Here is a 24,269-nt window from a genome sequence, read left to right on the forward strand (position 1 = left end):
GAGCCATAAATCAGATAGTTGACGAAGAAAAAGGATTGTTATACACTTGGGAAAAATAAAGCGAATTCTATTCTATCTTAGGGTCTCTCTAATCTTTCCCAACTGACAGTAGGTTTACACCATCAGACTGATTGGTGTAAAGAAATTGTTAGTTGAATAAAGAAAATAAAAATGAGAGTAATCACTTTCTAAGGTATAATGGTTTCGACGAAAAAAACATATATCAAAGGAGGATTACTCTCATGGACATTGTAGCATTATTAGAAGTATTAGTAAAAGAGATTATTGCAGCTGAGGAAAAATTTTTGAAAAATCCAAAAGATTTTGGCTCAATCACAAATTTTGTGGGATTTCCGATTCCTCTCGTAGCTCTGTCGGCTCATATCGAATAGCTTCAGAAAGAAATATTCGTCATCAGGATATCCGTATCCCTGTCTGCGAAGAGTCTTGATTTTGTTGTTGATACCTTCAATCTTTGCAGCTGAGATATCATAAGTTGCGTGGGCGATAATGCCCTCAAAGTGGTTGCTAAGCAGACGCTCAAACCACAGGAAGTGTGGATTGCCCGTTGCCTTGCACATATCCATAATACTGATGATGTCTTCTGCCATAATGGCCTCATCTTTCCGAGAATAAGCCAGGTTAAGCTTTTCCTTGATCAGGTCCAGAGTAAATAGCAGCTGGTTCTCCTGAAGCAGTGCGTCATAGCGTTCCTCGTATCCTTCCTTACGGACAATACTGTCAGTTTTGAACAGACTGNATTGGTGTAAAGAAATTGTTAGTTGAATAAAGAAAATAAAAATGAGAGTAATCACTTTCTAAGGTATAATGGTTTCGACGAAAAAAACATATATCAAAGGAGGATTACTCTCATGGACATTGTAGCATTATTAGAAGTATTAGTAAAAGAGATTATTGCAGCTGAGGAAAAATTTTTGAAAAATCCAAAAGATTTTTATAGCCTGGAAACCTCGGTCAAGGCTTCCACAGAAAATTTTTCTGCCGGTTTTCTAAGTGCTGTTCTTTCCAGCATGAATGAAAGGCTGTGCAATGATGCCTGGCGAAAACTCAAGTACAATATATGCCGTCATGAAAAACGAACCCTAATAACCTCTGTTGGGGATGTGGTCTTTGACAGCACATACTTTCAAAGTCGAAATAGCGAGGGAAAGTATCATTATCTTTTGGAAGAGATGCTCGGTCTTGATGCACATGAGCGCTTCAGTGAAGCTGCAGAGACTGCAATACTGACAGAAGCAATAAAAACCAGTTATGAAGAAGCTTCAAAAGTCATACCTTCAAAATCAAAGATCACGAAAACGACAGTGATGAACAAAGTCCATGGGATTGCAGATGTGATACCTTTTCAGACTCCGGAGACAAAGAAAAAATGTAAATATCTTTTTGTTGAAGCAGATGAAGATCATATTGCCGAACAACACGGACGATGGTCGAAGGAGAATAAGGGGTTTATCAGCCGGCTGGCATATATTTATGAATATAAGCAGGAGAATCCGAAAGTAAAAGGACGAAAAGAACTGGTAAACACCTATTACTTCAGTGGATTGTATGAAGGAAGTAAAGGGGTTCGAGCGTTCTGGGAAGAAGTACAGAGTTACATAGAAGCAACCTATGATTCTGATGAATTACAACGAGTATTCATAAGTGGAGATGGAGCTGCATGGATTGATAGTGCAACAACGTATGTTGATCGTAGCTTGTATTGTGTGGATAAATTTCATATGACAAAATATATTAATGCAGCTGCAAACCAGATGCTGGATGAGGCAGAAGAAGCAAGAGCTAATCTGTACAAATTTATCTATAAAAAGCAGCGATCAAAATTTAAAAAGTATACAGAGGAAATGCTTGCATCAGCAAGCAATCCGGAACCGATATATGAACTGCAAAGTTATGCATTAGGAAACTGGAATGCAGTGATGCGAAGCTATCATAATAAACTGTTGACCGGATGTAGTGCGGAAGGGCATGTGAGTAGTGTTCTTTCTGACCGTCTGAGTTCCAGACCGATGGGATGGAGTCAGATCGGAGCGGATAGAATGAGCAAACTCAGATGCTATGAACGAAACTATGGACGGGAAAAGCTTATAGATCTCATCCGATATAGTCGCGAGCAGAGATCAATGAAGCGTAAGGGGACAGATAACATAGCCGTGGAGAAAGTGTCTATGCGGGAGATTATGACAGATCACTATGATCAGTCCAGATCCTATATTGATCGCCTTCAGGTAACAATCCCTGGATTGACAGCAAAAAAGATGGCAAGCATCAGAACCAATCTCAAACTACTTTGATCAAAAAAATGTGCAAGGCACACAAACAACCTTACCTGCTTGTTTAATCTCAAATCTGCCTTTGACTCTAGGTCAAGGATGCAGAGCACATGTCTTGTCCTTGACCTAGAGTCAAGGGCAGATAGAATAAAAACAGCAGTAAGGTTTAATAAGTGAGCCATAAATCAGATAGTTGACGAAGAAAAAGGATTGTTATACACTTGGGAAAAATAAAGCGAATTCTATTCTATCTTAGGGTCTCTCTAATCTTTCCCAACTGACAGTAGGTTTACACCATCCTAAGACTGATGTACTCTTGACTGGCAAATGTGAATGCGGTATGCTAATTACAGGACATGTAAGGAGAACGCGTATGCTTACAGAACAGAGATATGAACTGATATTACGGTTATTAGAAGATAAAAAAAGTATAACAGTAGCTGAGGTCCGGGATCTTCTCCGGACCTCAGAGTCTACCGTGCGAAGAGATATTACGGCACTGGATAAGGCTGGCAAGCTGACCAAGGTGTTCGGCGGAGCAGTGGCAAAGAATTATCAGACATTTACTCCGGCAGAGCCTACAGTGGCTCAGAAGCAGGATGTGAATCTGGAAGAGAAAAGACGGGTTGCCAAGTACGCAGCGTCTTTGATCGAACCGGGTGATTTTGTATATCTGGATGCCGGAACAACAACGGCGATGATGTTAGATTATCTGCTGGATGACAGTGTGACATACGTGACAGATGGTGTGGCGCATGCCCAGCGTCTGGTAAAGAAAGGCATGAAAGTTATCCTGCTCGGTGGTGAATTAAAAGCCAGCACCGAGGCAGTGATTGGAACGCAGGCAGTTCAGATGCTGATGAATTACCATTTTACGAAAGGCTTTTTCGGAACGAACGGCATTACCAAGAAGACGGGATTTACCACTCCGGATATCAATGAGGCGGCAGTGAAGAGTATGGCGATGGAGCAGTGCAAGGAATGTTACATCGTGACAGATGCATCTAAGTTTGATCTGATCAGTCCGGTAAGCTTCTCAACATTCTATGGTGGAACGATTCTGACTGACCAAATTGTAAGCGGCTATGAAGGCATGCAGCATATTGTAAAAGTTCCTTAAAAAAGTTGTTGACAAATCGCAAATGCCGTAGTAGAATAATTATTGTTCTGATGCGGAACAATTCAATATGCGACAGTGGCTCAGTTGGTAGAGTACAACCTTGCCAAGGTTGGGGTCGCGGGTTCGAACCCCGTCTGTCGCTCTTATAAAAGCAATTGTTTCCATCAGAACAACTGAATATGCGACAGTGGCTCAGTTGGTAGAGTACAACCTTGCCAAGGTTGGGGTCGCGGGTTCGAACCCCGTCTGTCGCTCTTGATAAAGAGATTTTCGATTTGCTTCGGAGATCTCTTATTTTTTGTACTGCAACAATTCAAGGAGAGGAGAACTGCATGGAGCTTCAGATTTATCATTCGGTAAATGAAGGTTTATACCTGTGGAATGGGACGAGTGGGCTGTTGATTGACGGACTGCATCGGGGAAGGAAAACAGGATTTTCTGATACATCGGAGCAGTATATTTGTATGATGCGTCAGGGAAGGAGCTTTTTTGCCAAACCTAATGACCTGCTTTTTACCCATATTCATGAGGATCATTATGATCAGGCGCTGGTGGATGAGTTTCAGCAAAGGTATCCGGGACGTATTGTCTATGCTCCGGGACTTGACAAAGATAATATTCAGCCAGTAGTATTAGAACATGGCATTGCCAGAATGCAGATTGAAGAATATGAGGTTTATGCATTTACTACGGTACATGACGGGAAGATTTATGAAGACGAACCGCATTGTTCATATCTGATCCGTTGGAAGAACCGCTGGATCTGGGTCAGTGGAGATGCAATCCTTGTACCAGAGCTTGTAGACGGAATACGAACATATACGGGGCAGGACAATGTCTGGAAAGCGTTTGTAATGGTCTATCAGATCAGCAGTGAAAGTGGAAAAGCTTTCCTGAAAAAAATTGCACCGGAACAGATCTGTCTGTACCATCTTCCTTATCCGGAGGATGACAGATATCATTTTTGTAATCTTGCAGAGCAGAAATGCAGGCAGTGCAAAGCAGAAGGGCTTCCGGTGAAGATGATCGCATCGGACAGCTTTATAGATAGTTAATACAGAGGATAAGATAAAAGGAGACAAGATATGAAGACAGTGAAAATTGGACTACTTGGACTTGGAACAGTAGGCGGAGGTGTCTACAAATTGATCGAGAGACAAAAGAGTGAGATGGTCAGCAAGACCGGAGCAGATGTGGAGATTGCTAAGATTCTGGTTCACAACCGGAATAAAAAGCGTGAAGGCATTGATGAAAGTTTGCTGACGGATCAGTGGAAAGACATTATAGAAGATAAAGAGATTGACATTGTAGTTGAAGTAATGGGCGGTATTGAACCCGCAAAGACGATCATCACAGAAGCGCTGAAAGCCGGCAAGAATGTAGTAACTGCTAATAAGGATCTGCTGGCAGTATGTGGTGAAGATCTGCTGGAGATTGCAGCAGCACATCATGTGGATCTGATGTTTGAGGCAGCAGTGGCTGGCGGAATCCCGATTATGCGTCCGCTTCGTCAGTGTCTGGCTGGTAATGAGATTACAGAGGTTACCGGTATTGTCAATGGTACGACGAACTATATTCTGACAAAAATGTTTGAGCTGGGGATGAGTTTTGAGGAAGCCCTTGCCAAAGCAACGGAGCTTGGTTATGCGGAAGCGGATCCGACAGCGGATATTGAAGGTCTGGATGCCGGACGTAAAGTGGCAATTATGGCTACTTCCGCATTTCACAGCAAGGTCGTATTTGATGATGTGCATATCGAGGGTATTACTAAAATTACAGCACAGGATATCAAGTATGCAAAAGAATTTGACAGTGTGATCAAGTTGATCGGTATTGCCCGTAATACGGAGAGTGGTATTGAGGCATGCGTATATCCGATGTTGCTTTCATCTGAGCATCCATTAGCATCTGTGCGCAATTCCTTTAATGCGGTATTTGTACATGGTGATGCAGTGGACGATGTTATGTTCTACGGTCGAGGTGCGGGAGAATTTCCGACAGCCAGTGCTGTGATGGGAGATATTATCGATGTGATCCGTGATATGGTAAATGGATGTACCGGACGTATCAGTAATACTTGCTACAGAGAACTCCCGGTGAAAAAGTGCAGAGATATCAGAAGCAAATTCTTCCTTCGTATGCAGGTGGAGAACCGTCCTGGCGTACTGGCTTCGATTGCAAGTGTATTTGGGGAGCATAAGGTCAGCATAAACAAGGTGGTCCAGAAGATTATTACAGATGGTATGGCAGAGGTCGTAATCGTTACGGATGCTGTTAAGGAATATCATATGCAGGATGCGCAGGAAGAACTCCTTCGCATGCCTATAGTGAAGGAGATCAGCAGTGTCATCAGAGAATATTAAACAGGGGAATCCTCTTGCGGAGGAAAAAATCGGGCGTCTGATCGCCCGGTTTGCTGTGCCGGCGATCATCAGTATGCTGGTCAGTTCGCTATATAATATTGTAGACCAGATCTTTATCGGACAGGGTGTAGGAATACTTGGCAATGCGGCGACCAATATTGCATTTCCGGTATCTATTATATGTACAGCTACGGCACTTCTGCTGGGAATCGGAAGTGCATCGAATTATAACCTGGAAGCAGGGGCGGGGAGAAATGAGCGTGCGGCAGAGATTGCAGGCAATGGACTTGCAATGCTGGTAATCTGTGGCGTGTCAATTGGTGCGATCGTACTGATTTTCTTGAATCCATTGCTACATCTGTTTGGTGTGACGAAAGAGATTTTGCCATATGCGCAGGATTATACAGGAATTACGGCAATTGGTATTCCGTTTCTGATTCTCACTACCGGAGGTAATCATCTGATCCGTGCGGACAGAAGTCCGACGTATTCTATGACCTGTATGTTAACAGGAGCAATCCTGAATACGATACTGGATCCGTTATTTATCTTTGTGTGTCACTGGGGCATCAAAGGTGCAGCGGCGGCGACAGTGATCGGTCAGGTGGTATCCGGATTGATGGTGATCTATTATTTTGCAAGAAAACGGAAGATGGAATTGAAGCGGAGTATGTTTTTACCCAAAGCGGGGTATCTGAAGATGATCGTATCGCTTGGTATGGCGTCCTGTATCAATCAGATTGCCATGGCGATTGTGCAGATTACCATGAATAATACTTTGCGGTATTATGGAGCGCAGTCCATGTATGGATCAGAGATTCCGCTTGCCTGCGTGGGCGTTATTTCCAAGGTGAATATGGTCTTTATGGCAATCGCAATCGGCATTTCCCAGGGGTGTCAGCCAATCTGGGGATTTAATTACGGAGCCCATAATTATGACAGGGTAAGGGAAGCTTATAAGAAGGCATTTGCCATCTGTATTGTGCTTGGCGTAGTGTTCTTTGGATGTTTTCAGTTGTTTCCAAGACAGATTGTCAGTATTTTCGGTTCGGGGAGCGAAGCGTATTTCCATTTTGCGGAACGGTATTTCCGAATTTTTATGTTTGTTACGTTCATGAATGGCATTCAACCGATGTCTTCAGGATTCTTTACATCCATCGGAAAATCGAAGCTTGGTATCGTAGTATCCCTGACCAGGCAGATCATTTTCCTGCTGCCATTGATTCTGATTTTTCCGTTATTCATGGGAATCGATGGAGTAATGTATGCGGGACCGATTGCGGACGGCGCAGCAGCTCTTGTAGCAATTATATTTGCAGAACGAGAAATGAAGGCTTTACAGCAGGGTAACGTTGTGCTAGAATGATACCCGAAACAAAATAAAATTAAGAAACGCAGAGTAGGAATATGCGCGTCAAGTGCCAGCCGGACGGGGAGTTGTCGGTAGGACGAAAAGTGAAAGAATCACTTGCGGTGCACATTCCGCATCCCGCTGCTACACATAACGGTAAATACCTGCTATGAGTAGTTTTACGGGCTACTGCAAAGGAGGTATTTTTTTATGAGCAATTTGACCAAATCATTTCGAGACTCCTTTCATGAGCTGAAAGACGTAAAGGCGTTGGCAACGACAGCAATGCTTCTTGCAATTGCTGTCGTGTTAGGGTTCTACACCCTTCAGGTGACGGATTTCATTAAGATTGGTTTTGCATTTATTGCAGATGAGATGACCGGCATGATGTTTGGACCTGTAGTCGGTGGACTGATGGGAGCCGCAGCGGATATCGTGAAATATCTGGTACGTCCGACGGGAGCATTTTTCCCTGGCTTTACCATCAGCGGAGCACTGAGTGGTGTGATCTACGGAGTGATTCTGTACAAGAAACCACTTAGCATTAAGCGAATCGCATTGGCGAATGGACTGGTAATGATCTTTGTAAATATCTGCCTGAATACATACTGGCTGACATTATTATACGGTCAGGCATTTATGGCAATTCTTCCGGCGCGCGTGATTAAGCAGATTGTATTATTCCCAATCTATGTGGCATTATTCTATGGTGTAAGTAAGATTATGGGAAAAGCGCATCTCTTTACTATGGTAAAAGGAGAACGTGCATAAAGTTTTTACAGATGCATAAAATTGCAGGTGTGAAGAATTCTGAAAGATGTTCTTGATTTTCAGAAAAAAATATAGCATACTATCTATAGGGTGTATAATTTTTAATTAAGAAAGGGTGATAGTATGCAGGAGAGATTACCTGTAGGCTTCCTTTTCAAGCAGATTAATACCGTATACGAGAAAGATATCAATAACCAGCTTAAGGGAATTGGAATTACATCTTCTCAGTGTGAGGTATTGGATTATCTGTTCCATTGTGATAAGGAAGAAGTGAATCAAAGAGACATTGAGAAAGCGTTGAACCTGAAGAATCCTACCGTGACCGGACTCTTACAGAGGCTGGATGAGAAGGGGTATGTACTGATCGTACCGAATGCTAAGGATAAGAGAAAGAAGAACGTGTATCTCACAGAAAAGGCATATGATATTCAGCGAAGAATGGAAGCAGACCGGAGACGGATCGATAAGAACCTGACACTGGGAATGACCAGAAGAGAAGTACAGGCACTTCAGAAGATGCTGAATCGCGTATTATATAATGTAAGTGATGTGTAATGACAAGAGGTTTTGTCCAAGAGGGCGAAGCCTCTTTTTTATGATGCCAGAGTCAAAAGGTCTAAATCCACATGAGCTTGCAAATTAATCAGGTTAAAGTACAGAAGTGAGAAAACACTATCATTAATCATATTGCAATACATGCATTCCTATGATAAACTTTTAAATGTAAATGAGAATCGATTTCAAAATAAAAGAATAGAGGTTGATATATGAGCGTTGTAATTATTGGTGGAAATGAATGTATGGAAAGACAGTATAAGAAGATCTGCGAAAAGCACAAATGTAAGGCAAAAGTATTTACCAGAATGAAAGGTAATCTGAAGACGCAGATTGGACAGCCGGATCTTGTGATACTGTTCACAGCAACCGCGGCGCACAAAATGGTAAAATGCGCGATCAAAGAAGCACAGCGTTCCGGATCAAGAATTGAGAGAATCCACAGCAGCAGTGCAAGTGCACTGGAAGGTGTGCTGGCAGAATGTGTAGCAGCTAATTAATTACTCCTTTGTGATAAATCATTATGAAAAGGACATATCCGCTTTTGGATGTGTTCTTTTTATGTTACAATAATTAAAATGTCAGTGGAAGTGTGCAGCACAAAGCGATCCGCAGGCATCATAGTTGGGGCTTTTGCCTCAAACGTTATATTAATATTCAAGGAGGACATAGATACATGAGTTATGCTGATAGAGTGTTTATAGATATGTGCCGTGACATTATTGACAACGGCACCAGTACGGAAGGTGAAAAGGTGCGTCCGGTGTGGGAGGATGGCACCAGTGCTTATACGGTTAAAAAGTTTGGAGTGGTGAACCGTTATGATCTGTCTAAGGAATTTCCGGCGCTGACACTTCGAAGAACTGCGATTAAGAGCTGTACGGATGAGATGCTCTGGATCTGGCAGCAGAAGTCGAACAATATCCATGATCTGCATTCGCATGTCTGGGACAGCTGGGCAGATGAGAATGGTTCTATTGGCAAAGCGTACGGATATCAGCTTGGTGTGAAGCATCAGTACAAGGAAGGTATGATGGATCAGGTTGACCGTGTAATCTATGATCTGAAGAATAATCCATACAGCCGTCGTATTATGACCAATATGTATGTACATCAGGATCTGCATGAGATGGCGCTCTATCCATGCGCTTACAGTATGACATTTAATGTAACCAAGGATAAAGACAGCGATAAGCTGACGCTGAATGCGGTGCTAAACCAGCGCTCCAGTGACGTGCTGACTGCCAATAACTGGAATGTATGCCAGTATGCGGTATTGGTGCATATGCTGGCGCAGGTATGTGATATGAAGGCTGGCGAACTGGTGCACATGATTGCTGATGCGCATATTTATGACAGACACATTCCGATGGTTGAGGAACTAATCAACAGAGAGCCGCTGCCGGCACCGAAGTTTTGGCTGAACCCGGAGATTAAAGACTTTTATCAGTTTACAAGGGATGATGTGGCATTGATCGATTATGAGACGCATGAACAGATCAAGAATATTCCGGTAGCAGTATAAGATGCAATATAGAATAGATAAGAAAGGATGACGAGAAATGAATTTGATCGTTGCAGTAGATAAGAACTGGGCAATTGGATATGGTAACAAGCTGTTGGTAAGCATTCCGCAGGACATGAAGTTTTTCCGTGAGACCACAAGCGGTAAAGTGGTTGTAATGGGAAGAAAGACTCTGGAAAGTTTCCCGGGAGGACAGCCGCTTAAGAAACGCACCAATATTGTAATGACTGGGAATTCAAATTATGAGGTGAAAGATGCAGTGGTAGTGCATGATATTGATTCCCTTCTGGAGGAATTAAAGCAGTATCCGGCAGAAGATGTTTACGTGATCGGCGGCGAGAGTGTGTATCGGGCCTTGCTTCCATATTGCGATAAGGCATATGTGACAAGGATCGATCATGCATATCTTGCAGATACTTATTTTCCAAATCTGGATGAAGATCCGGAATGGAAAATGACTAAAGTAAGCGATGAGCAGACCTATTTTGATCTGGAATATGTATTTACAATTTACGAACGGGTATAGAGAATATGAAGATTTTGACGATTACGGCACAGAAACCACATAGCACGGGTAGCGGTTTTTACCTTACAGAAATGGTAAAAGGTTTTGCAACTCTCGGACATGAGCAGGCGGTACTGGCAGGCGTATACAGGGAGGATACGGTGGATTTTCCGACCGGAACAGTGTTTTATCCGGTATATTTTAAAACAGAAGAACTCCCATTTCCTATTGCGGGAATGTCGGATGAGATGCCTTATGAAAGCACCATATATGGTCAGATGAACGAAGATATGTTGGAACGGTTCAAAGCTTCTTTTGCATCTTCAATTCGAAAGGCGGCAGAGGAGTTCCGACCGGATCTGGTGATTTGTCATCACCTGTATCTGGTAACATCCATTGCCAGAGAGGTGTTGCCGGAATGCCGGGTATGTGGATTCTGCCATAATACGGATCTCAGACAGATGAAAAAGATTCCACTGGAACGGGAATATATCCGAACACAGATTCCGAAACTGGATGCGGTCTATGCACTGCATGAGGAGCAGAAGAAAGAGATCATGGAGATATATCCGGTAGAGGAAACGAAGATTACAGTTGTGGGCAGTGGGTATAATGCATCCGTATTTCATAGGCTCAGTCAGCCAGAGGTTTCGGAAGAAAAGAACGACAAGCATTCATATCGCATTATTTATGTTGGTAAGATCGCAGAAAAGAAAGGCGTGGAAAGTCTGGTGCGAAGTCTTCAGTATTTGCATATGAATACAGACGAACTGGAAGTAGATCTGGTGGGAGGCACCGGCAATCATGAAGAGTATCAACGGATATTGAGGCTCGCGGAGGAATCCAGGTATCCTGTGCATTTGCTGGGAAGACTTTCGCAGGCTGATCTGGTAGCGTCTTATAATCGAAGTGATCTGTTTGTACTGGCATCCTACAGCGAAGGACTGCCGCTTACTATAATAGAAGCAATGGCGTGTGGCTGTAAGGTGATCGTAACGGATCTTCCGGGCATCCGTCCCTGGGTAAGTGCAAATGTGGAGAATGCTCCGATATTATATTTGGAGCCGCCGGAGATGGTGAATACCGATGATCCGGTTTCGGACAGCCTGGAAAAGTTTGAAAAACGACTGGCGCAGTTGATTGAAGAGAGCAGAAAGATGCCATATCAGGGAGTTCCGGATCTGAGTCGGATTTCATGGGAGAATATTTGTCGCAAGGTGCTGTGTTATTAATAAAACGAAGGTTGACAATACAGAGGGCATCGAGATATAATTATTTCAATAACAGTTCGGAGCGATTAAGGTTCTGAATCATTGATAAATGCTATGACAGGGAGGAGTACATAAGTAGCCAGAAGCCAAGAGAGAAGATGGGTGGTGCGAATCTTCAAGATGGACTTATGGAAGTAGCCCTTGAGCAGTGGATTGAACGCTGTCATAATTATAATAAGACGGTTAGTAGGTTTCAACGCAGTTCCAGCGTTATGGGGAGCGGTATCGGATGCCGGGGGCATTCTGTACTGACAGAGAGCAGAGATGATATCTCTGAAATTAGGTGGTAACACGGATAGTATATTCGCCCTAAGCGTTAGCTTAGGGCGTTTCTTTTTCGTAATATTTACCGGTTATGAGAGGCAGGATACAGAGACAAGGAGGTATACATATATGAGAAAAATCAGTGGAAATAAGCTGCTTGTAAAGGCACTGAGAGAAGAGGGTGTGGATACATTATTTGGATATCCGGGAGCCTGTACCATTGATATCAGTGATGAATTATATAAGCAGGATTACACGAAAGTGATTCTTCCAAGACAGGAGGTAGCACTGGTTCATGAGGCAGATGCTTATGCAAGATCGACAGGAAAGGTGGGCGTGTGTCTGGTGACCAGCGGACCGGGGGCAACGAATCTGGTGACAGGACTTGCTACCGCTTATTATGACAGTGTACCGTTGGTATGTTTTACCGGACAGGTATCAAGACCTTTGATCGGTAATGATGCATTTCAGGAAGTAGATATTGTTGGTATAACCAGAAGTATTACCAAGTATGGAGTCATGGTTAAGAATCGTGATGATCTGGGACGGATTATCAAAGAGGCATTTTACATTGCGAGATCCGGAAGACCTGGACCGGTTGTTATTGATCTTCCGAAGGATGTAATGGCTGAACTTGGTGATCCGGAATATCCGTCAGAAGTTAATATTCGCGGTTATAAGCCGAATACGATGGCGCATGTGGGACAGTTAAAACGTGCGATGAAGATGTTGAATAAAGCGAAACGCCCATTATTCCTGGTAGGTGGCGGTGTGAAGATTTCACATGCTTCCGAAGAATTTACGGAATTGGTGAATATTACCAATGTTCCGGTTGTTACAACGGTCATGGGAAGAGGTGCGATTCCGACAAATCATCCATTATATATAGGAAATCTTGGTATGCACGGTGCGTATGCCTGTAACATGGCGGTCAGTGAATGTGATCTGTTGTTTTCAATCGGAACCAGATTCAATGACCGAATTACCGGTAAGCTGCATTCTTTTGCGCCGAAAGCGCAGATCATTCATATTGATATTGACACAGCAGCAATTTCTAAGAACGTAAAAGTCGATGTACCGATCGTTGCAGATGCGAGAGATGCACTGACCAGAATGCTGGAATATGTAGAACCTTGTGAGACAAAACAGTGGATAGAGCAGATTGGGGCATGGAAGGAAGAACATCCGCTGGCTGCAAAAGAGAAGCCGATCATGACTCCGAAGGATATTATCGAGACTATTAACCGGGTATTTGATGAGCTGATTCTGGTAACGGATGTGGGACAGCATCAGATGTTTACAGCACAGTTTGCGGAGATTACAGAAAAGAAACAGCTCTTGATGTCCGGTGGACTTGGAACTATGGGATACGGTCTCCCAGGTGCTATTGGAGCAAAAATCGGTAATCCGGATACTCCGGTCGTATCCATTTCCGGAGACGGTGGTATGCAGATGAATATCCAGGAGTTAGCAACAGCTGTACTGGAAGAATTACCGATTATTTCCTGCATTTTCAATAATAATAATCTGGGCATGGTACGCCAGTGGCAGAAGTTATTCTATGGAAAGAGATATTCCATGACCTGTCTTCATTCCGGAGCAGCCTGCCGCGGTAAGTGCGGAGAGGTGGAATGCCCACCGTATACACCTGATTTTATCAGGCTGGCGGAGAGCTATGGTGCAAAGGGAATCCGTGTAACGAAGAAAGAGGATATTGAACCGGCGTTCCGCGAAGCAATGAAGAGTAAAAAGACACCATATATTATCGAATTTGAGATTGATCCGGAAGATCTGGTGTATCCGATGGTAGAGCCGGGCGGTACACTTCGCGACCTGATTATGGATTGCTAATGTATGACGGTAAATCAGTAGTGGAAGGGAGATAAACGGTATGACACATAATACAATGAAGAAAAGATGGATATCCCTGTTCGTAGAGAATCAGGCAGGTGTACTTTCCAAGATTTCCGGACTGTTTTCAGGTAAAGCCTATAACCTGGACAGTCTGACTGTAGGTACAACGGAAGACCCTACGGTATCGCGTATGACCATCGTGACCATTGCAGACGATGAGACTTATGAACAGATTAAAAAACAGCTCAATCGTATGATCGAAGTAATCAAGGTGATTGATTTTACAGACACATTCGTATGGATGAAAGAGATCATGTACGTCAAGGTGCGCAGATGTGACACTGCCGATAAGGCAGAATTGTTTCAGATCGCTGAGACTTTCAAGGGCAGAGTGGTAGACTATGGAAAAGACAGTGTATTGCTGGAATTTGTTCAGAGCTTTACGAAGAATGATGCAGTAGTGAATCTGATGAAAGAAGAGTTTAATAGTATCGAAGTCGTACGCGGTGGAAGTGTCGGAATCGAGTCTATCAGTATGATGGAGAAATAGTGTGGTGGCAGCTCTGAATAGCTGACCTGTTATAAATAAAACCGAGCGCACTCTTGAATTTTGCTATTAATGGTATTATAATGACTTTATTAAATGAAATGACTAGTTACAGAACGGAGGAATGATAATCATGGAAAAGAAGAATATTGACTGGTCTAATATTGGTTTTGGTTATGTGCAGACAGATAAGAGATATGTTGCAAATTATAAAGATGGAGCATGGGACAAAGGTGCTCTTACAGATGATCCTAACATTGTAATGAATGAATGTGCCGGTGTACTTCAGTACGCACAGACATGTTTTGAAGGTCTGAAGGCATATACGACAGAGGATGGACACATTGTTACATTCCGTCCGGATCTGAATGCTGAACGTCTGATGGATTCAGCAGCACGTCTTGAGATGCCGCAGCTTCCAAAAGAGCAGTTTATTGACGCTGTTGATCAGGTGGTTAAGGCTAATGCAGGATATGTACCACCGTATGGATCAGGAGCTACATTGTATATTCGTCCATATATGTTTGGTATTAACCCTGTTATCGGTGTGAAGCCGGCAGATGAGTATCAGTTCCGTATGTTCTGTACTCCGGTAGGTCCATACTTCAAGGGTGGCGCTAAGCCGATCACAATCAGAGTAAGTGATTTTGACCGTGCAGCACCGCATGGTACCGGACATGTTAAGGCCGGGCTTAACTATGCAATGAGCCTTCATGCTATCGTAGATGCACATCAGCAGGGATATGATGAGAATGTATACCTGGATGCTGCTACAAGAACTAAGATTGAAGAGACGGGAGGAGCTAATATTATCTTCGTAACAAAAGATAATAAAGTAGTTACACCGAAGTCTGATTCTATTCTTCCATCCATTACGAGACGTTCTCTGATGTATGTCGCAGAGCACTATCTTGGTTTGGAAGTAGAGCAGAGAGAAGTATATCTGGATGAAGTAAAAGACTTCGCAGAATGCGGACTGTGTGGTACAGCAGCAGTTATCTCACCGGTAGGCAAGATCGTAGATCACGGTAAAGAGATCTGTTTCCCAAGCGGTATGGAAGAGATGGGACCTGTTACCAAGAAGCTGTATGAGACACTGACAGGTATCCAGATGGGCAGAATCGAAGCTCCGGAAGGATGGATTCACAGAATTCTGTAAGATATATGAGTTGATTGCTAATAAGAAGAAAGTACAGAAATGTATTTTCTTCTTATTTTTTTCCTGAAAATAAACAGTATATAACAGTTGACAACAGTTGGTTACTGTTATATACTGTTTGTACAAGGAGGCGATACAGTGAAGTTGATTATAAATAATTCCTCCATGCAGCCTATTTATGAACAGATCGTTTCGCAGATCAAGGCAGAGATCATGAAGGGAGCACTGAAGGAAGATACAGCACTTCCATCAGTCCGTGCATTGGCGAGAGAACTGAAAGTCAGTGCGTTGACGGTGAAGAAAGCGTATGATGAACTGGAAGCAGAAGGCTTTGTCGTTACTGTTCATGGGAAAGGAAGCTATGTGTCCTGCGCAGGGCAGGAGATTATGCTGGAGGAACGACGCAAAGAAGTGGAGAGTGATCTGGAACAGGCAATTCGCAAGGGAAGAAGCTGTGGCATGAGTAACCGGGAGATTACGGAAGTATTTCAGATTATATTGGAGGATCAGGGATAATGATAGAGATTAGACAGTTGCAGAAGAATTATCAGGATTTTCACCTGGATTGCTCGTTGCGGGTGGAAGATGGCATGATCACCGGATTAGCAGGGAAAAATGGTGCAGGGAAGAGTACGACATTTAAAGCAATACTGGGATTAATCCGTGCAGATGGCGGTGAAGTAGAAGTGTTTGGAAAGAAAGCAGCGGATCTCAGAACGGAGGACCGGGAACAGATGGGCGTTGTCCTTTCGGATTCTGGAATCAGTGAATATCTGGCAGTGGAAGATTTGATACCGGTTATGAAGAATTTGTATACAAAGTTTGACGAGAAATCATTTCGTGAACGATGTGAGCGTTTTGATCTTCCATATCATAAAAAGATTAAGGAATTTTCGACCGGAATGAAGCGGAAGCTGCAGATTAATCTGGCACTTTCCCATGAAGCAAAATTATTGATTCTGGATGAACCGACAGCTGGGTTGGATGTGAGTGCCAGGGAAGAACTTCTGGATATGCTGCGCGAATATATGGAGCCAGGAGACCGTTCGATTCTGATCAGTTCTCATATTGCAACAGATCTGGAAGGATTCTGTGATGATATTTACCTGATCAATGATGGCAAGATTGTACTTCATGAAGACACGGATGTATTACTTGGTAAATATGGGGTATTGAAAGTGACGGAAGAACAATATTGGAAAATCGACCGGAAATATATCATTGCGGTCAGAAAGGAAGAATACGGATATCGATGCCTCACCAATGAAAAACAGTTTTATCTTGAGAATTATCCGGACATTGTTGTAGAAAAAAGTGGTATTGATGAATTGATTCTTATGGAAAAGAAGGAGAAATAGATATGAAAGCGATGCTGATTAAAGATTGGAAGTTAATGAAAGGGCAGAAGCAGTTTGTATTTATCTTATGTATATTTCTGGCTGTGTTTGGAGCAACCAGTAATAATCTCGGATTTCTGATTTCTTATATGACATTGATGGCTACGATATTTAGTATATCAACAATCAGCTATGATGAATATAATAATGGAATGGTATATTTATTAGCACTTCCGATCAGCCGCAGGAAATATGTAGAGGAGAAATACTTATTTTGTTTACTGACATCTTTGATAGTGTCAGCGGTGTCCCTGATTGTTACTCTGGGCATTGGAATTGTCCGGTCGACCAATGCAACACCAGAAGATCTGGTGCTCAGTGCGGCAGTAGCCCTGGGAATGGGTGCTTTGATATGTGGCTTTATGCTTCCAATACAACTCAAATTTGGACCGGAGAAAAGTCGAATCGCTATGGCAGTAATGGGAGCTGCAATTTTTGCAATCGCATATGTCATGGCGTGGATTGGTAAAAGAATGGGTACAGATATGGAAAATGTTCTTCAGAACTTTAACAATCTGTCAGAAGGGGTGGTAGCGGTCGGTGCAGTCGTGATATGTCTGGCAGTATTGCTGATATCAATATTTATCTCTGTTCATGTGATGGAAAAACGAGAATTTTAGATATGTTTGATCTAACAATGTACAACGAAAGAGGAAGCTGGTCAGGATACAGCTTCCTCTTTTGTTGTTATTCTGTGACTTTCAATAATCAATCGCACAGTTCGATAAAGGAAAGTCTTATATTCTTCAATTGGCAATGGTTCCTGATACAGAATAGAGTTGTATCCGGCAGAACCGGCAAGCTCAACAATGGTAAAGAGCATAACATCTACGTTGTCATAACTGTAATCATCCTCTTCCACCAGTTCTATAAATTCGTCATAAATCTCGCTGTTATCTGACTCTCCGGTGAGGAGGGTATTACGCAGAGCACCCATAACCAGATTCTTAGATATGAAGTTCATAAGTGGCAGATCCTTTACCAATGTATTGATAATGTGATCAATGATAAAGATCAGCTGATTCTCCAGACCATTTACCTGAGCTTCTCGCATGGATCTGCCTGCCTTTTGGAATAAATCGCTGGTCTTATGTGCTACTAATTTGTTCTTGATATCGTATTTGTCTTTAAAATACAGATAAAATGTACCCTTTGCCACGCCAGCCTGTCTGACGATATCAGAGATAGCAGTTGCATTGGTGCCCTTTGTGGTAAAGAGCTCATATGCCGTGTTCAAAAGGGCTTCTCTTTTTTGTTTTTTGTTCTCATCCACTTTTCCCATAACAAATTACCTCTTAACGATAATTATAACCAATCAGATTCGGATTGCAAGTGGTTTTGAATAAAAAATGACCAAAAGTCACATTTTTTCAAAGAAAGTATTGACTGATGGTCATTTTTGAGATATAGTGCTACTTGAATAAATGACTGATGGTCATAAAACGAAAGGAAGTCAGAGAAATGGTTAAAGTTGGGAAGAAAATTGTTAAGTACAGAGTCGTCATTCTGATTCTGTCTGTTCTCCTGCTTATCCCATCTGCAATGGGATATTTTGGAACAAGAATTAATTACGATGTACTTACCTATCTGCCTGAGAATATTGAGACGATGAAAGGGCAGGACATTATGGTTAATGACTTTGGAACAGGTGCCTTTTCCATGTTGATCGTGGATGGCATGGAAGATAAGGATGTTGCAAAGTTAAAAGAGAAGGTTGAGGATGTCGACCATGTAACAAAAGTATTGTGGTACGATTCCGTATCGGATATATCAATCCCAGAGAGCATGCTGCCAGATAAGTTCTATAAGGCATTTAATTCCGAGACAGGTACGATGATGGCAGTGTTCTTTGATGAATCCACATCAGCGGACAGTACGATGGATGCCATTACACAGATCCGCAAGATTGCGGGTAAGCAGTGCTTTATCAGTGGTATGTCAGCAATCGTTACAGATACCAGAGACTTAGCTGAGAAAGAGACACCGCTGTATGTATTGATTGCGGTTGTTCTGTCAATTATTGTCCTCAGTATTACAATGGATTCTTTTGTAATCCCGGTGTTATTCCTTTTGAGTATCGGAATGGCGATTGTGTATAACCTGGGAAGTAACTATTTCTTTGGAGAAATATCATATATTACAAAGGCACTTGCAGCGGTTTTGCAGTTGGGTGTTACGATGGATTATTCCATCTTCCTGATGCACAGTTATCAGGAACAGCAGGTGAGATATAATGGCGATAAAGAGCGTGCAATGGCACATGCTATTTCACAGACATTTTCATCTGTAATCGGTAGTTCCGTTACCACTATTGCAGGATTTTTCGCATTATGCTTTATGAGCTTTACTTTGGGAAAAGATATTGGTATTGTAATGGCAAAAGGCGTTGTACTTGGAGTGCTTGCATGTGTAACGATTCTTCCATCTATGATCCTGTGCTGTGACAAACTGATCGAGAAGACCAGCCATAAGCCGCTGATCCCGAACATTAACCGGCTGTCAGATAAGGTGACAAAGCACTATAAAGTATATGTATTATTATTCCTCATATTGTTATTCCCTGCTATTTATGGCAATAACCACACGGGCGTATACTACAATCTGGATGAGACACTGCCTAAGAATCTGCCGAGTATCGTTGCTAATGAGAAATTGAAAGACGACTACGATATGAACTCTACCCATATCCTTCTGGTAGACAGTTCTGTAGATTCAACAAGTGTTAATAAGATGCTGAAAGAGATTGATAAAGTTGACGGTGTAAAGTGGAGTCTCGGACTTGACAACATCGTTGGACCTGGTATCCCATCAGATATGATTCCAAGCAAACTGACCAGTATGCTGAAGACGGATAAATATCAGATGATCATGATCAACTCTGTATATAAGACAGCATCAGATGAAGTTAATAACCAGGTAGATGAGATCAATAAGATCGTAAAGAAATACGATAAGGGAGCACTGTTGGTAGGTGAGGCACCTTTGACGAAGGATCTGATCGATATTACAGATACAGACTTTAAGATGGTAAGTGCAGTATCTATTGGTGTGATTTTTGTGATTATCCTGTTGCTGTTTAAGTCCATCAGCCTTCCGATCATTCTGGTGGGTGTTATCGAATTCGCAATATTTGTAAATATGGGTATTCCTTATTACACAGGCACACAGCTTCCATTTGTAGCTTCTATTGTAATCGGTACCATTCAGCTGGGAGCAACCGTTGATTACGCGATTCTGATGACGACCAGATATCGCCGAGAGCGAAGCCGCGGCGCAAGCAAACATGATGCGATCACTACAGCACATAAGGTATCAGCACAGTCTATTATCGTCAGTGCGTTGAGTTTCTTCGCAGCAACATTTGGTGTAGGTATGTACTCTAACATTGATATGATCAGTTCATTGTGTGTATTGATGGCACGAGGCGCAATCATCAGTATGATCGTAGTAGTATTCATCTTGCCATCTATGTTCATGGTATTTGATAAAGTCATCGTAAAGACCAGTAAGGGATTTCTTCCACAGTCTGGCGATGATAATAAGAAGAATCAGAATAATAATGATAACAGTAATGATGCTCTTACAGATGGAGCACAGGCATAACAGGAGGTTACGGATATGAACAAGAAGAAAAATATGAGAAGAATGGCTGGAGCCATGGCAGTTGTAGTAGCTGCCGGTGCAGCTGGAACTTGTGGATATCAGAGAAGTGCGATTACTGCAAAGGCAGCTGAGGTAGATACTGAAAAGCTGGAAGAGGTAGCAGAAAACGCACTGTCCACCAAGAGTGATGATGCAGAAGAAACAGGAACAACAAAGGAAGAATCTGTATATGTAAAAGCCGATCCATCCGGTAAAGTAAAGAAGACAACCGTAACCGAATGGCTGAAGAATACAGGAAATGGTGAATTGTCAGATACTTCTGATCTGAGTGATATCAAGAATATCAAAGGTGATGAGGAATACAAAGAGTCTGGCGACGAACTGAGCTGGGAAGCAGTCGGCGATGACATTTACTATCAGGGAACTACAGACAAGGAACTCCCGGTAGGTGTAAAGATCAGCTACAAGCTGGATGGAAAAGACATCAGCGCCGAGGATCTGCAGGGCAAAGATGGTAAGGTAGAGATCCATATCAAGTACTCTAACACATCCAAGTCTACACAGGATGTAAATGGAGCAAGTGAGGAAGTATTTACACCATTTACCATGATCACAGCAATGTTGCTGCCAGCAGATCAGTACGAGAATGTACAGATCGACAATGGTAAAGTCATCTCTGATGCAGAACGTCAGATTGTAGTAGGATTGGGATTCCCGGGACTGAATGATAACCTGAAACTGGAAGACAGTGATCTGGAGCTTCCGGAAGAAGTAACGATTACAGCAGATGTTAAGAATGCAACGGTAGAGCCATCTATCACAGTCGCTACTACAGACTTCTTACAGGATCTGGATACAGATAATATTGATGATTTCAGCGACCTGAGCAATTCTATCGATGAGCTGAATGATGCAACGAATCAGCTGGTAGATGGATCGAAAGAAGCTGCAGATGGTGCAAGCCAGCTGGCAGACGGAGCCGGAACACTGAAGAGCGGTACAGCAGCACTTGCAACAGGTGCTAATACATTGGTAGCAAAAGTCCCAACACTGGTACAGGGCGTGACAGCATTGGATAATGGTGCAAGCGATATCCAGGGAGGTCTGAAGACATTACAGGCATCTGTAGATCATAAGAAAGATGTAACCAATCCGAAAGATCAGTCTGGACTGGTAGAAGGTGCAGCAGATTTGAGCACAGGTGTGAATGATTATACGAATAATGTAGCAGCGCTGAAAGCTGGAATGGAAGCAACTAGCGAGAAACAGCCGAAGTCATTGATGCAGGGTGGAAGTGAACTGGCAGCAGGCGCTTCAGGACTGGCTTCCGGTGTTCAGACATTAAGCAAAACATTGGAGACATTGGTTGATTATGCAGATAAGGCTAATACGAATGCTCAGGCAGCGGCAACAGATTCGAAGACACTTGCACAAACTGTAGCAGGACTTACTGCAACAGCAAATGTGGCAGATGTTAATCTTACCAAGACAGCAACGTTCGATGAAAGTGCATTGAGAACAGCATTGAGCGCTGCAGGAGTTCCAGATGAGAATCTTGACGCAGCAGTGAACGCTGTAAAGAATGCAGGAGCAACAGTTACTGTTACAAAAGATGATCTGAATGGAAAGGTTTCAGCATCTGTGAATGGACTTTCAGATGTAACTGAATTAGCAGGAACAGTTGCGACAGAAGCCGGAACAGCTGCAGGATATGCATCAGGAGCAGATCAGTATGCACAGGGTGTTCAGAAATCTGTAAATGTGGGAGATGGAACAGCGGAGAACCCAGGACTTATAAATGTTTCAAAAGCAGTGGCAGATGGAGCAGCAACAGTTAATGGAGGACTTCAGAGTGTAAATACGAATCTGGGATTATTAACATCTAATAATACAAAGCTTCAGACCGGAGCAGCAGCATTATCTGTAGGATCACAGAAAGTATCCGCGGGTGTTGCTGAGTTAGCAGCTGGTTCTGATGAGCTGAAAGCCGGAACAAGTACTCTTGCAGCCGGAGCAAGCGTTCTTGCAAGCGGAGCTACACAGCTTGGTTCAGGAGCAACAGCACTGGATGAGGGAGCAGGCACATTGAAGACTGGTGCAGACGCACTTGCAGCTGGTAATGAGACATTGGCAGAAGGTATGGCTGAGTACAAGGCAGAGGCGATTGATAAGCTGACATCACTTTTTGATGGAGATATTGCAAATGTGACAACCAGACTGAAAGCTATTACAGATGCAGGTAAGGATTACAAGTCATTCGCAGGAATTAAGTCTGATATGAGTGGACGCACAAAGTTCATCATCGAGACAGAGGGTATTGACGACTAATATCATCGAAAATATATGGCACATGGAGATGTCGGGAAATCAGCAATGGTTTCCCGATGTTTTTGTTATAGTTGGGGCTTTTGTTCCCAACATCATATTTCTTAACTAATAGAGTTGATATATGAATTTATTCTGTGTTAAGATAAAAAACACGTGGAATAATCAATATTAGGAGGAAATTATAATTATGGTTGGATATAAGAATATTGATAAAAAAGCGAAATTAGAATTAAGAGATCAGCTGACTTATCAGCAGGGACAGGTAGTCAGCAAGACTCTGGTACAAAATGATGCAGTCAGCGTGACATTATTTGCATTTGAGAAGGATGAAGAGATCAGCACACATGAGTCTGGTGGAGATGCGATGGTAACTGTTCTGGAGGGAACGGGAAGATTCACGATTGAAGGAGATGTATTTATCCTTCATGAGGGTGAGACAATCATCATGCCTGCAAAGAAACCACATGCAGTATACGGAGAAGAGCGCTTTAAGATGCTTCTTACAGTTGTATTCTAGCAGATTGATTACGAATGACAGAACAGATAGTATAGATATTATACGAGTGAGGAATTAATATGGAAGCATATACAAGCTTTGCGGAAGTTTATGATACTTTCATGGATAATGTACCTTATGAAGAGTGGGCAGAATACCTGGCAGAACTGCTTCGGGAATATGATATTGAAGATGGACTGGTATTGGATCTTGGATGTGGAACCGGAAGTCTTACTGAGATCCTGGCTACAAAAGGGTATGACATGATTGGCGCGGATGGATCAGCAGAGATGTTGGAAATTGCCATGGAGAAGAAAGCACAGAGCGGTCATGATATCTTGTATTTGTTGCAGGATATGCGAGAATTCGAACTTTATGGTACGGTACGCGCTGTGGTAAGTGTCTGTGATTGTGTGAATTATATTACAGATGAGAAAGAACTGGAACAGGTATTCCGTCTGGTGAATAATTATCTGGATCCGGAAGGTATATTTATTTTTGATTTTAATACAGAGTACAAATACAAAGAGATCCTGGGTGAACAAACCATTGCGGAAGATCGTGAAGATTGTAGTTTTATCTGGGATAATTATTATTATGAAGATGAAAGCATGAATGAGTACGAACTGACACTCTTTATTAAGGAACAGGACAGCAATCTGTACCGCAAATACCAGGAAATGCATTATCAAAAAGCATATACATTGGATGCAATGCGGGAGCTTGTAGAGTGGTCAGGTCTGGAATTTGTGACTGCTTATGATGCCTATACGAGAAAGGCGCCGACAGAGACCAGTGAACGTATCTGTGTGGTAGCAAGAGAACATGGTAAGGGTGTTCCGAATTAGATGTGCAGGTATAATTTA

At 42.6% G+C, this 24,269-nt stretch carries 23 protein-coding genes, 2 tRNA genes, 1 riboswitch and 1 other annotated feature; of the genes, 23 read left to right on the forward strand and 2 right to left on the reverse strand.

What is annotated here, in order from left to right:
* Positions 1–329: 329 nt before the first annotated feature.
* Positions 330–815, reverse strand: a complete 486-nt coding sequence (locus tag OCV65_RS00005; RefSeq protein ID WP_262580460.1) for a transposase — start codon at positions 813–815, stop codon at positions 330–332.
* Between the two features lie 57 nt (positions 816–872).
* Between OCV65_RS00005 and OCV65_RS00010 the strand changes: the two genes are divergently transcribed.
* The 19 genes from OCV65_RS00010 to OCV65_RS00100 all read left to right on the forward strand — a co-directional run bounded on the left by OCV65_RS00010 (position 873) and on the right by OCV65_RS00100 (position 17,596).
* The gene (locus OCV65_RS00010; RefSeq protein WP_262580461.1) at positions 873–2,315 is read left to right on the forward strand and encodes an ISLre2 family transposase; all 1,443 of its coding nucleotides are present in this window, start codon (positions 873–875) and stop codon (positions 2,313–2,315) included.
* 352 nt (positions 2,316–2,667) lie between these two features.
* On the forward strand, positions 2,668–3,414 hold the full coding sequence (locus OCV65_RS00015) for a DeoR/GlpR family DNA-binding transcription regulator (protein ID WP_262580462.1): 747 nt from the start codon (positions 2,668–2,670) through the stop codon (positions 3,412–3,414).
* 69 nt (positions 3,415–3,483) lie between these two features.
* Positions 3,484–3,556 (forward strand) — tRNA-Gly (locus OCV65_RS00020).
* 39 nt (positions 3,557–3,595) lie between these two features.
* Positions 3,596–3,668: transfer RNA gene (locus tag OCV65_RS00025), tRNA-Gly, on the forward strand.
* 78 nt (positions 3,669–3,746) lie between these two features.
* Positions 3,747–4,469, forward strand: a complete 723-nt coding sequence (locus OCV65_RS00030; protein WP_262580463.1) for an MBL fold metallo-hydrolase — start codon at positions 3,747–3,749, stop codon at positions 4,467–4,469.
* Between the two features lie 30 nt (positions 4,470–4,499).
* Positions 4,500–5,777, forward strand: a complete 1,278-nt coding sequence (locus OCV65_RS00035) for a homoserine dehydrogenase (RefSeq protein ID WP_262580464.1) — start codon at positions 4,500–4,502, stop codon at positions 5,775–5,777.
* A complete protein-coding gene (locus tag OCV65_RS00040) occupies positions 5,758–7,143 on the forward strand; it encodes an MATE family efflux transporter (protein WP_262580465.1) in 1,386 nt (461 codons plus the stop codon). The genes OCV65_RS00035 and OCV65_RS00040 overlap by 20 nt, the downstream gene beginning before the upstream one ends.
* 27 nt (positions 7,144–7,170) lie before the next feature.
* Positions 7,171–7,274: riboswitch (THF riboswitch) on the forward strand.
* A gap of 64 nt (positions 7,275–7,338) precedes the next feature.
* Entirely contained in the window at positions 7,339–7,899 is a 561-nt protein-coding gene (locus OCV65_RS00045) for a folate family ECF transporter S component (protein WP_118451734.1), read from the forward strand.
* Positions 7,900–8,022: 123 nt separating this feature from the next.
* On the forward strand, positions 8,023–8,454 hold the full coding sequence (locus OCV65_RS00050) for a MarR family winged helix-turn-helix transcriptional regulator (RefSeq protein ID WP_118383333.1): 432 nt from the start codon (positions 8,023–8,025) through the stop codon (positions 8,452–8,454).
* Between the two features lie 212 nt (positions 8,455–8,666).
* Entirely contained in the window at positions 8,667–8,954 is a 288-nt protein-coding gene (locus OCV65_RS00055; protein WP_118383334.1) for a DUF2325 domain-containing protein, read from the forward strand.
* A 176-nt stretch (positions 8,955–9,130) separates the two neighbouring features.
* Positions 9,131–9,979, forward strand: coding sequence for a thymidylate synthase (gene thyA, locus OCV65_RS00060; RefSeq protein WP_262580466.1), 849 nt, complete (start codon positions 9,131–9,133; stop codon positions 9,977–9,979).
* 37 nt (positions 9,980–10,016) lie between these two features.
* Positions 10,017–10,505 carry a dihydrofolate reductase gene (locus tag OCV65_RS00065; protein WP_262580467.1) on the forward strand — a complete coding sequence of 163 codons (489 nt, stop codon included), beginning with the start codon at positions 10,017–10,019 and terminating at the stop codon, positions 10,503–10,505.
* Between the two features lie 5 nt (positions 10,506–10,510).
* Positions 10,511–11,716, forward strand: coding sequence for a glycosyltransferase family 4 protein (locus tag OCV65_RS00070; protein ID WP_262580468.1), 1,206 nt, complete (start codon positions 10,511–10,513; stop codon positions 11,714–11,716).
* Positions 11,717–11,800: 84 nt separating this feature from the next.
* Positions 11,801–12,070: a binding site (T-box leader), on the forward strand.
* 78 nt (positions 12,071–12,148) lie between these two features.
* Positions 12,149–13,870, forward strand: coding sequence for a biosynthetic-type acetolactate synthase large subunit (gene ilvB, locus OCV65_RS00075; protein ID WP_118383339.1), 1,722 nt, complete (start codon positions 12,149–12,151; stop codon positions 13,868–13,870).
* Positions 13,871–13,910: 40 nt separating this feature from the next.
* A complete protein-coding gene (gene ilvN / locus OCV65_RS00080; protein WP_118383340.1) occupies positions 13,911–14,423 on the forward strand; it encodes an acetolactate synthase small subunit in 513 nt (170 codons plus the stop codon).
* A gap of 130 nt (positions 14,424–14,553) precedes the next feature.
* Complete coding sequence (locus OCV65_RS00085; protein WP_118383341.1) at positions 14,554–15,579, forward strand: branched-chain amino acid aminotransferase; 1,026 nt, start codon at positions 14,554–14,556, stop codon at positions 15,577–15,579.
* Between the two features lie 138 nt (positions 15,580–15,717).
* Positions 15,718–16,095: a GntR family transcriptional regulator gene (locus OCV65_RS00090; RefSeq protein WP_262580469.1), complete on the forward strand. Its 378-nt coding sequence runs from the start codon at positions 15,718–15,720 to the stop codon at positions 16,093–16,095.
* On the forward strand, positions 16,095–16,937 hold the full coding sequence (locus OCV65_RS00095) for an ABC transporter ATP-binding protein (RefSeq protein WP_262580470.1): 843 nt from the start codon (positions 16,095–16,097) through the stop codon (positions 16,935–16,937). The genes OCV65_RS00090 and OCV65_RS00095 overlap by 1 nt, the downstream gene beginning before the upstream one ends.
* 2 nt (positions 16,938–16,939) lie before the next feature.
* Positions 16,940–17,596, forward strand: a complete 657-nt coding sequence (locus OCV65_RS00100; RefSeq protein ID WP_262580472.1) for an ABC-2 transporter permease — start codon at positions 16,940–16,942, stop codon at positions 17,594–17,596.
* Positions 17,597–17,637: 41 nt separating this feature from the next.
* Here the strand turns inward: OCV65_RS00100 and OCV65_RS00105 are convergent, their stop codons facing one another.
* A complete protein-coding gene (locus OCV65_RS00105; RefSeq protein ID WP_262580474.1) occupies positions 17,638–18,258 on the reverse strand; it encodes a TetR/AcrR family transcriptional regulator in 621 nt (206 codons plus the stop codon).
* Positions 18,259–18,437: 179 nt separating this feature from the next.
* On the opposite strand from OCV65_RS00105, the gene OCV65_RS00110 reads away from it, so the two are divergent.
* The 4 genes from OCV65_RS00110 to OCV65_RS00125 all read left to right on the forward strand — a co-directional run bounded on the left by OCV65_RS00110 (position 18,438) and on the right by OCV65_RS00125 (position 24,251).
* Positions 18,438–20,579, forward strand: a complete 2,142-nt coding sequence (locus OCV65_RS00110) for an efflux RND transporter permease subunit (protein WP_262580476.1) — start codon at positions 18,438–18,440, stop codon at positions 20,577–20,579.
* A gap of 15 nt (positions 20,580–20,594) precedes the next feature.
* Complete coding sequence (locus OCV65_RS00115; protein ID WP_262580477.1) at positions 20,595–22,907, forward strand: YhgE/Pip domain-containing protein; 2,313 nt, start codon at positions 20,595–20,597, stop codon at positions 22,905–22,907.
* 187 nt (positions 22,908–23,094) lie between these two features.
* Positions 23,095–23,424, forward strand: coding sequence for a cupin domain-containing protein (locus OCV65_RS00120; RefSeq protein WP_118451742.1), 330 nt, complete (start codon positions 23,095–23,097; stop codon positions 23,422–23,424).
* 59 nt (positions 23,425–23,483) lie between these two features.
* Positions 23,484–24,251, forward strand: a complete 768-nt coding sequence (locus tag OCV65_RS00125) for a class I SAM-dependent DNA methyltransferase (protein WP_262580478.1) — start codon at positions 23,484–23,486, stop codon at positions 24,249–24,251.
* Positions 24,252–24,269: the final 18 nt, after the last annotated feature.

The organism is Dorea ammoniilytica (assembly GCF_025567415.1).
GTDB classification, from domain to species: Bacteria; Bacillota; Clostridia; order Lachnospirales; family Lachnospiraceae; genus Claveliimonas; species Claveliimonas ammoniilytica.

What these genes read in the sequence shown, in the direction of transcription:
- OCV65_RS00010 (WP_262580461.1), top strand. Translation starts at nt 873, where the DNA reads ATGGACATTGTAGCATTATTAGAAGTATTAGTAAAAGAGATTATTGCA.
- OCV65_RS00015 (WP_262580462.1), top strand. Translation starts at nt 2,668, where the DNA reads ATGCTTACAGAACAGAGATATGAACTGATATTACGGTTATTAGAAGAT.
- OCV65_RS00030 (WP_262580463.1), top strand. Translation starts at nt 3,747, where the DNA reads ATGGAGCTTCAGATTTATCATTCGGTAAATGAAGGTTTATACCTGTGG.
- OCV65_RS00035 (WP_262580464.1), top strand. Translation starts at nt 4,500, where the DNA reads ATGAAGACAGTGAAAATTGGACTACTTGGACTTGGAACAGTAGGCGGA.
- OCV65_RS00045 (WP_118451734.1), top strand. Translation starts at nt 7,339, where the DNA reads ATGAGCAATTTGACCAAATCATTTCGAGACTCCTTTCATGAGCTGAAA.
- OCV65_RS00050 (WP_118383333.1), top strand. Translation starts at nt 8,023, where the DNA reads ATGCAGGAGAGATTACCTGTAGGCTTCCTTTTCAAGCAGATTAATACC.
- OCV65_RS00055 (WP_118383334.1), top strand. Translation starts at nt 8,667, where the DNA reads ATGAGCGTTGTAATTATTGGTGGAAATGAATGTATGGAAAGACAGTAT.
- thyA (WP_262580466.1), top strand. Translation starts at nt 9,131, where the DNA reads ATGAGTTATGCTGATAGAGTGTTTATAGATATGTGCCGTGACATTATT.
- OCV65_RS00065 (WP_262580467.1), top strand. Translation starts at nt 10,017, where the DNA reads ATGAATTTGATCGTTGCAGTAGATAAGAACTGGGCAATTGGATATGGT.
- OCV65_RS00070 (WP_262580468.1), top strand. Translation starts at nt 10,511, where the DNA reads ATGAAGATTTTGACGATTACGGCACAGAAACCACATAGCACGGGTAGC.
- ilvB (WP_118383339.1), top strand. Translation starts at nt 12,149, where the DNA reads ATGAGAAAAATCAGTGGAAATAAGCTGCTTGTAAAGGCACTGAGAGAA.
- ilvN (WP_118383340.1), top strand. Translation starts at nt 13,911, where the DNA reads ATGACACATAATACAATGAAGAAAAGATGGATATCCCTGTTCGTAGAG.
- OCV65_RS00085 (WP_118383341.1), top strand. Translation starts at nt 14,554, where the DNA reads ATGGAAAAGAAGAATATTGACTGGTCTAATATTGGTTTTGGTTATGTG.
- OCV65_RS00095 (WP_262580470.1), top strand. Translation starts at nt 16,095, where the DNA reads ATGATAGAGATTAGACAGTTGCAGAAGAATTATCAGGATTTTCACCTG.
- OCV65_RS00100 (WP_262580472.1), top strand. Translation starts at nt 16,940, where the DNA reads ATGAAAGCGATGCTGATTAAAGATTGGAAGTTAATGAAAGGGCAGAAG.
- OCV65_RS00105 (WP_262580474.1), bottom strand. Translation starts at nt 18,258, where the DNA reads ATGGGAAAAGTGGATGAGAACAAAAAACAAAAAAGAGAAGCCCTTTTG.
- OCV65_RS00110 (WP_262580476.1), top strand. Translation starts at nt 18,438, where the DNA reads ATGGTTAAAGTTGGGAAGAAAATTGTTAAGTACAGAGTCGTCATTCTG.
- OCV65_RS00115 (WP_262580477.1), top strand. Translation starts at nt 20,595, where the DNA reads ATGAACAAGAAGAAAAATATGAGAAGAATGGCTGGAGCCATGGCAGTT.
- OCV65_RS00120 (WP_118451742.1), top strand. Translation starts at nt 23,095, where the DNA reads ATGGTTGGATATAAGAATATTGATAAAAAAGCGAAATTAGAATTAAGA.
- OCV65_RS00125 (WP_262580478.1), top strand. Translation starts at nt 23,484, where the DNA reads ATGGAAGCATATACAAGCTTTGCGGAAGTTTATGATACTTTCATGGAT.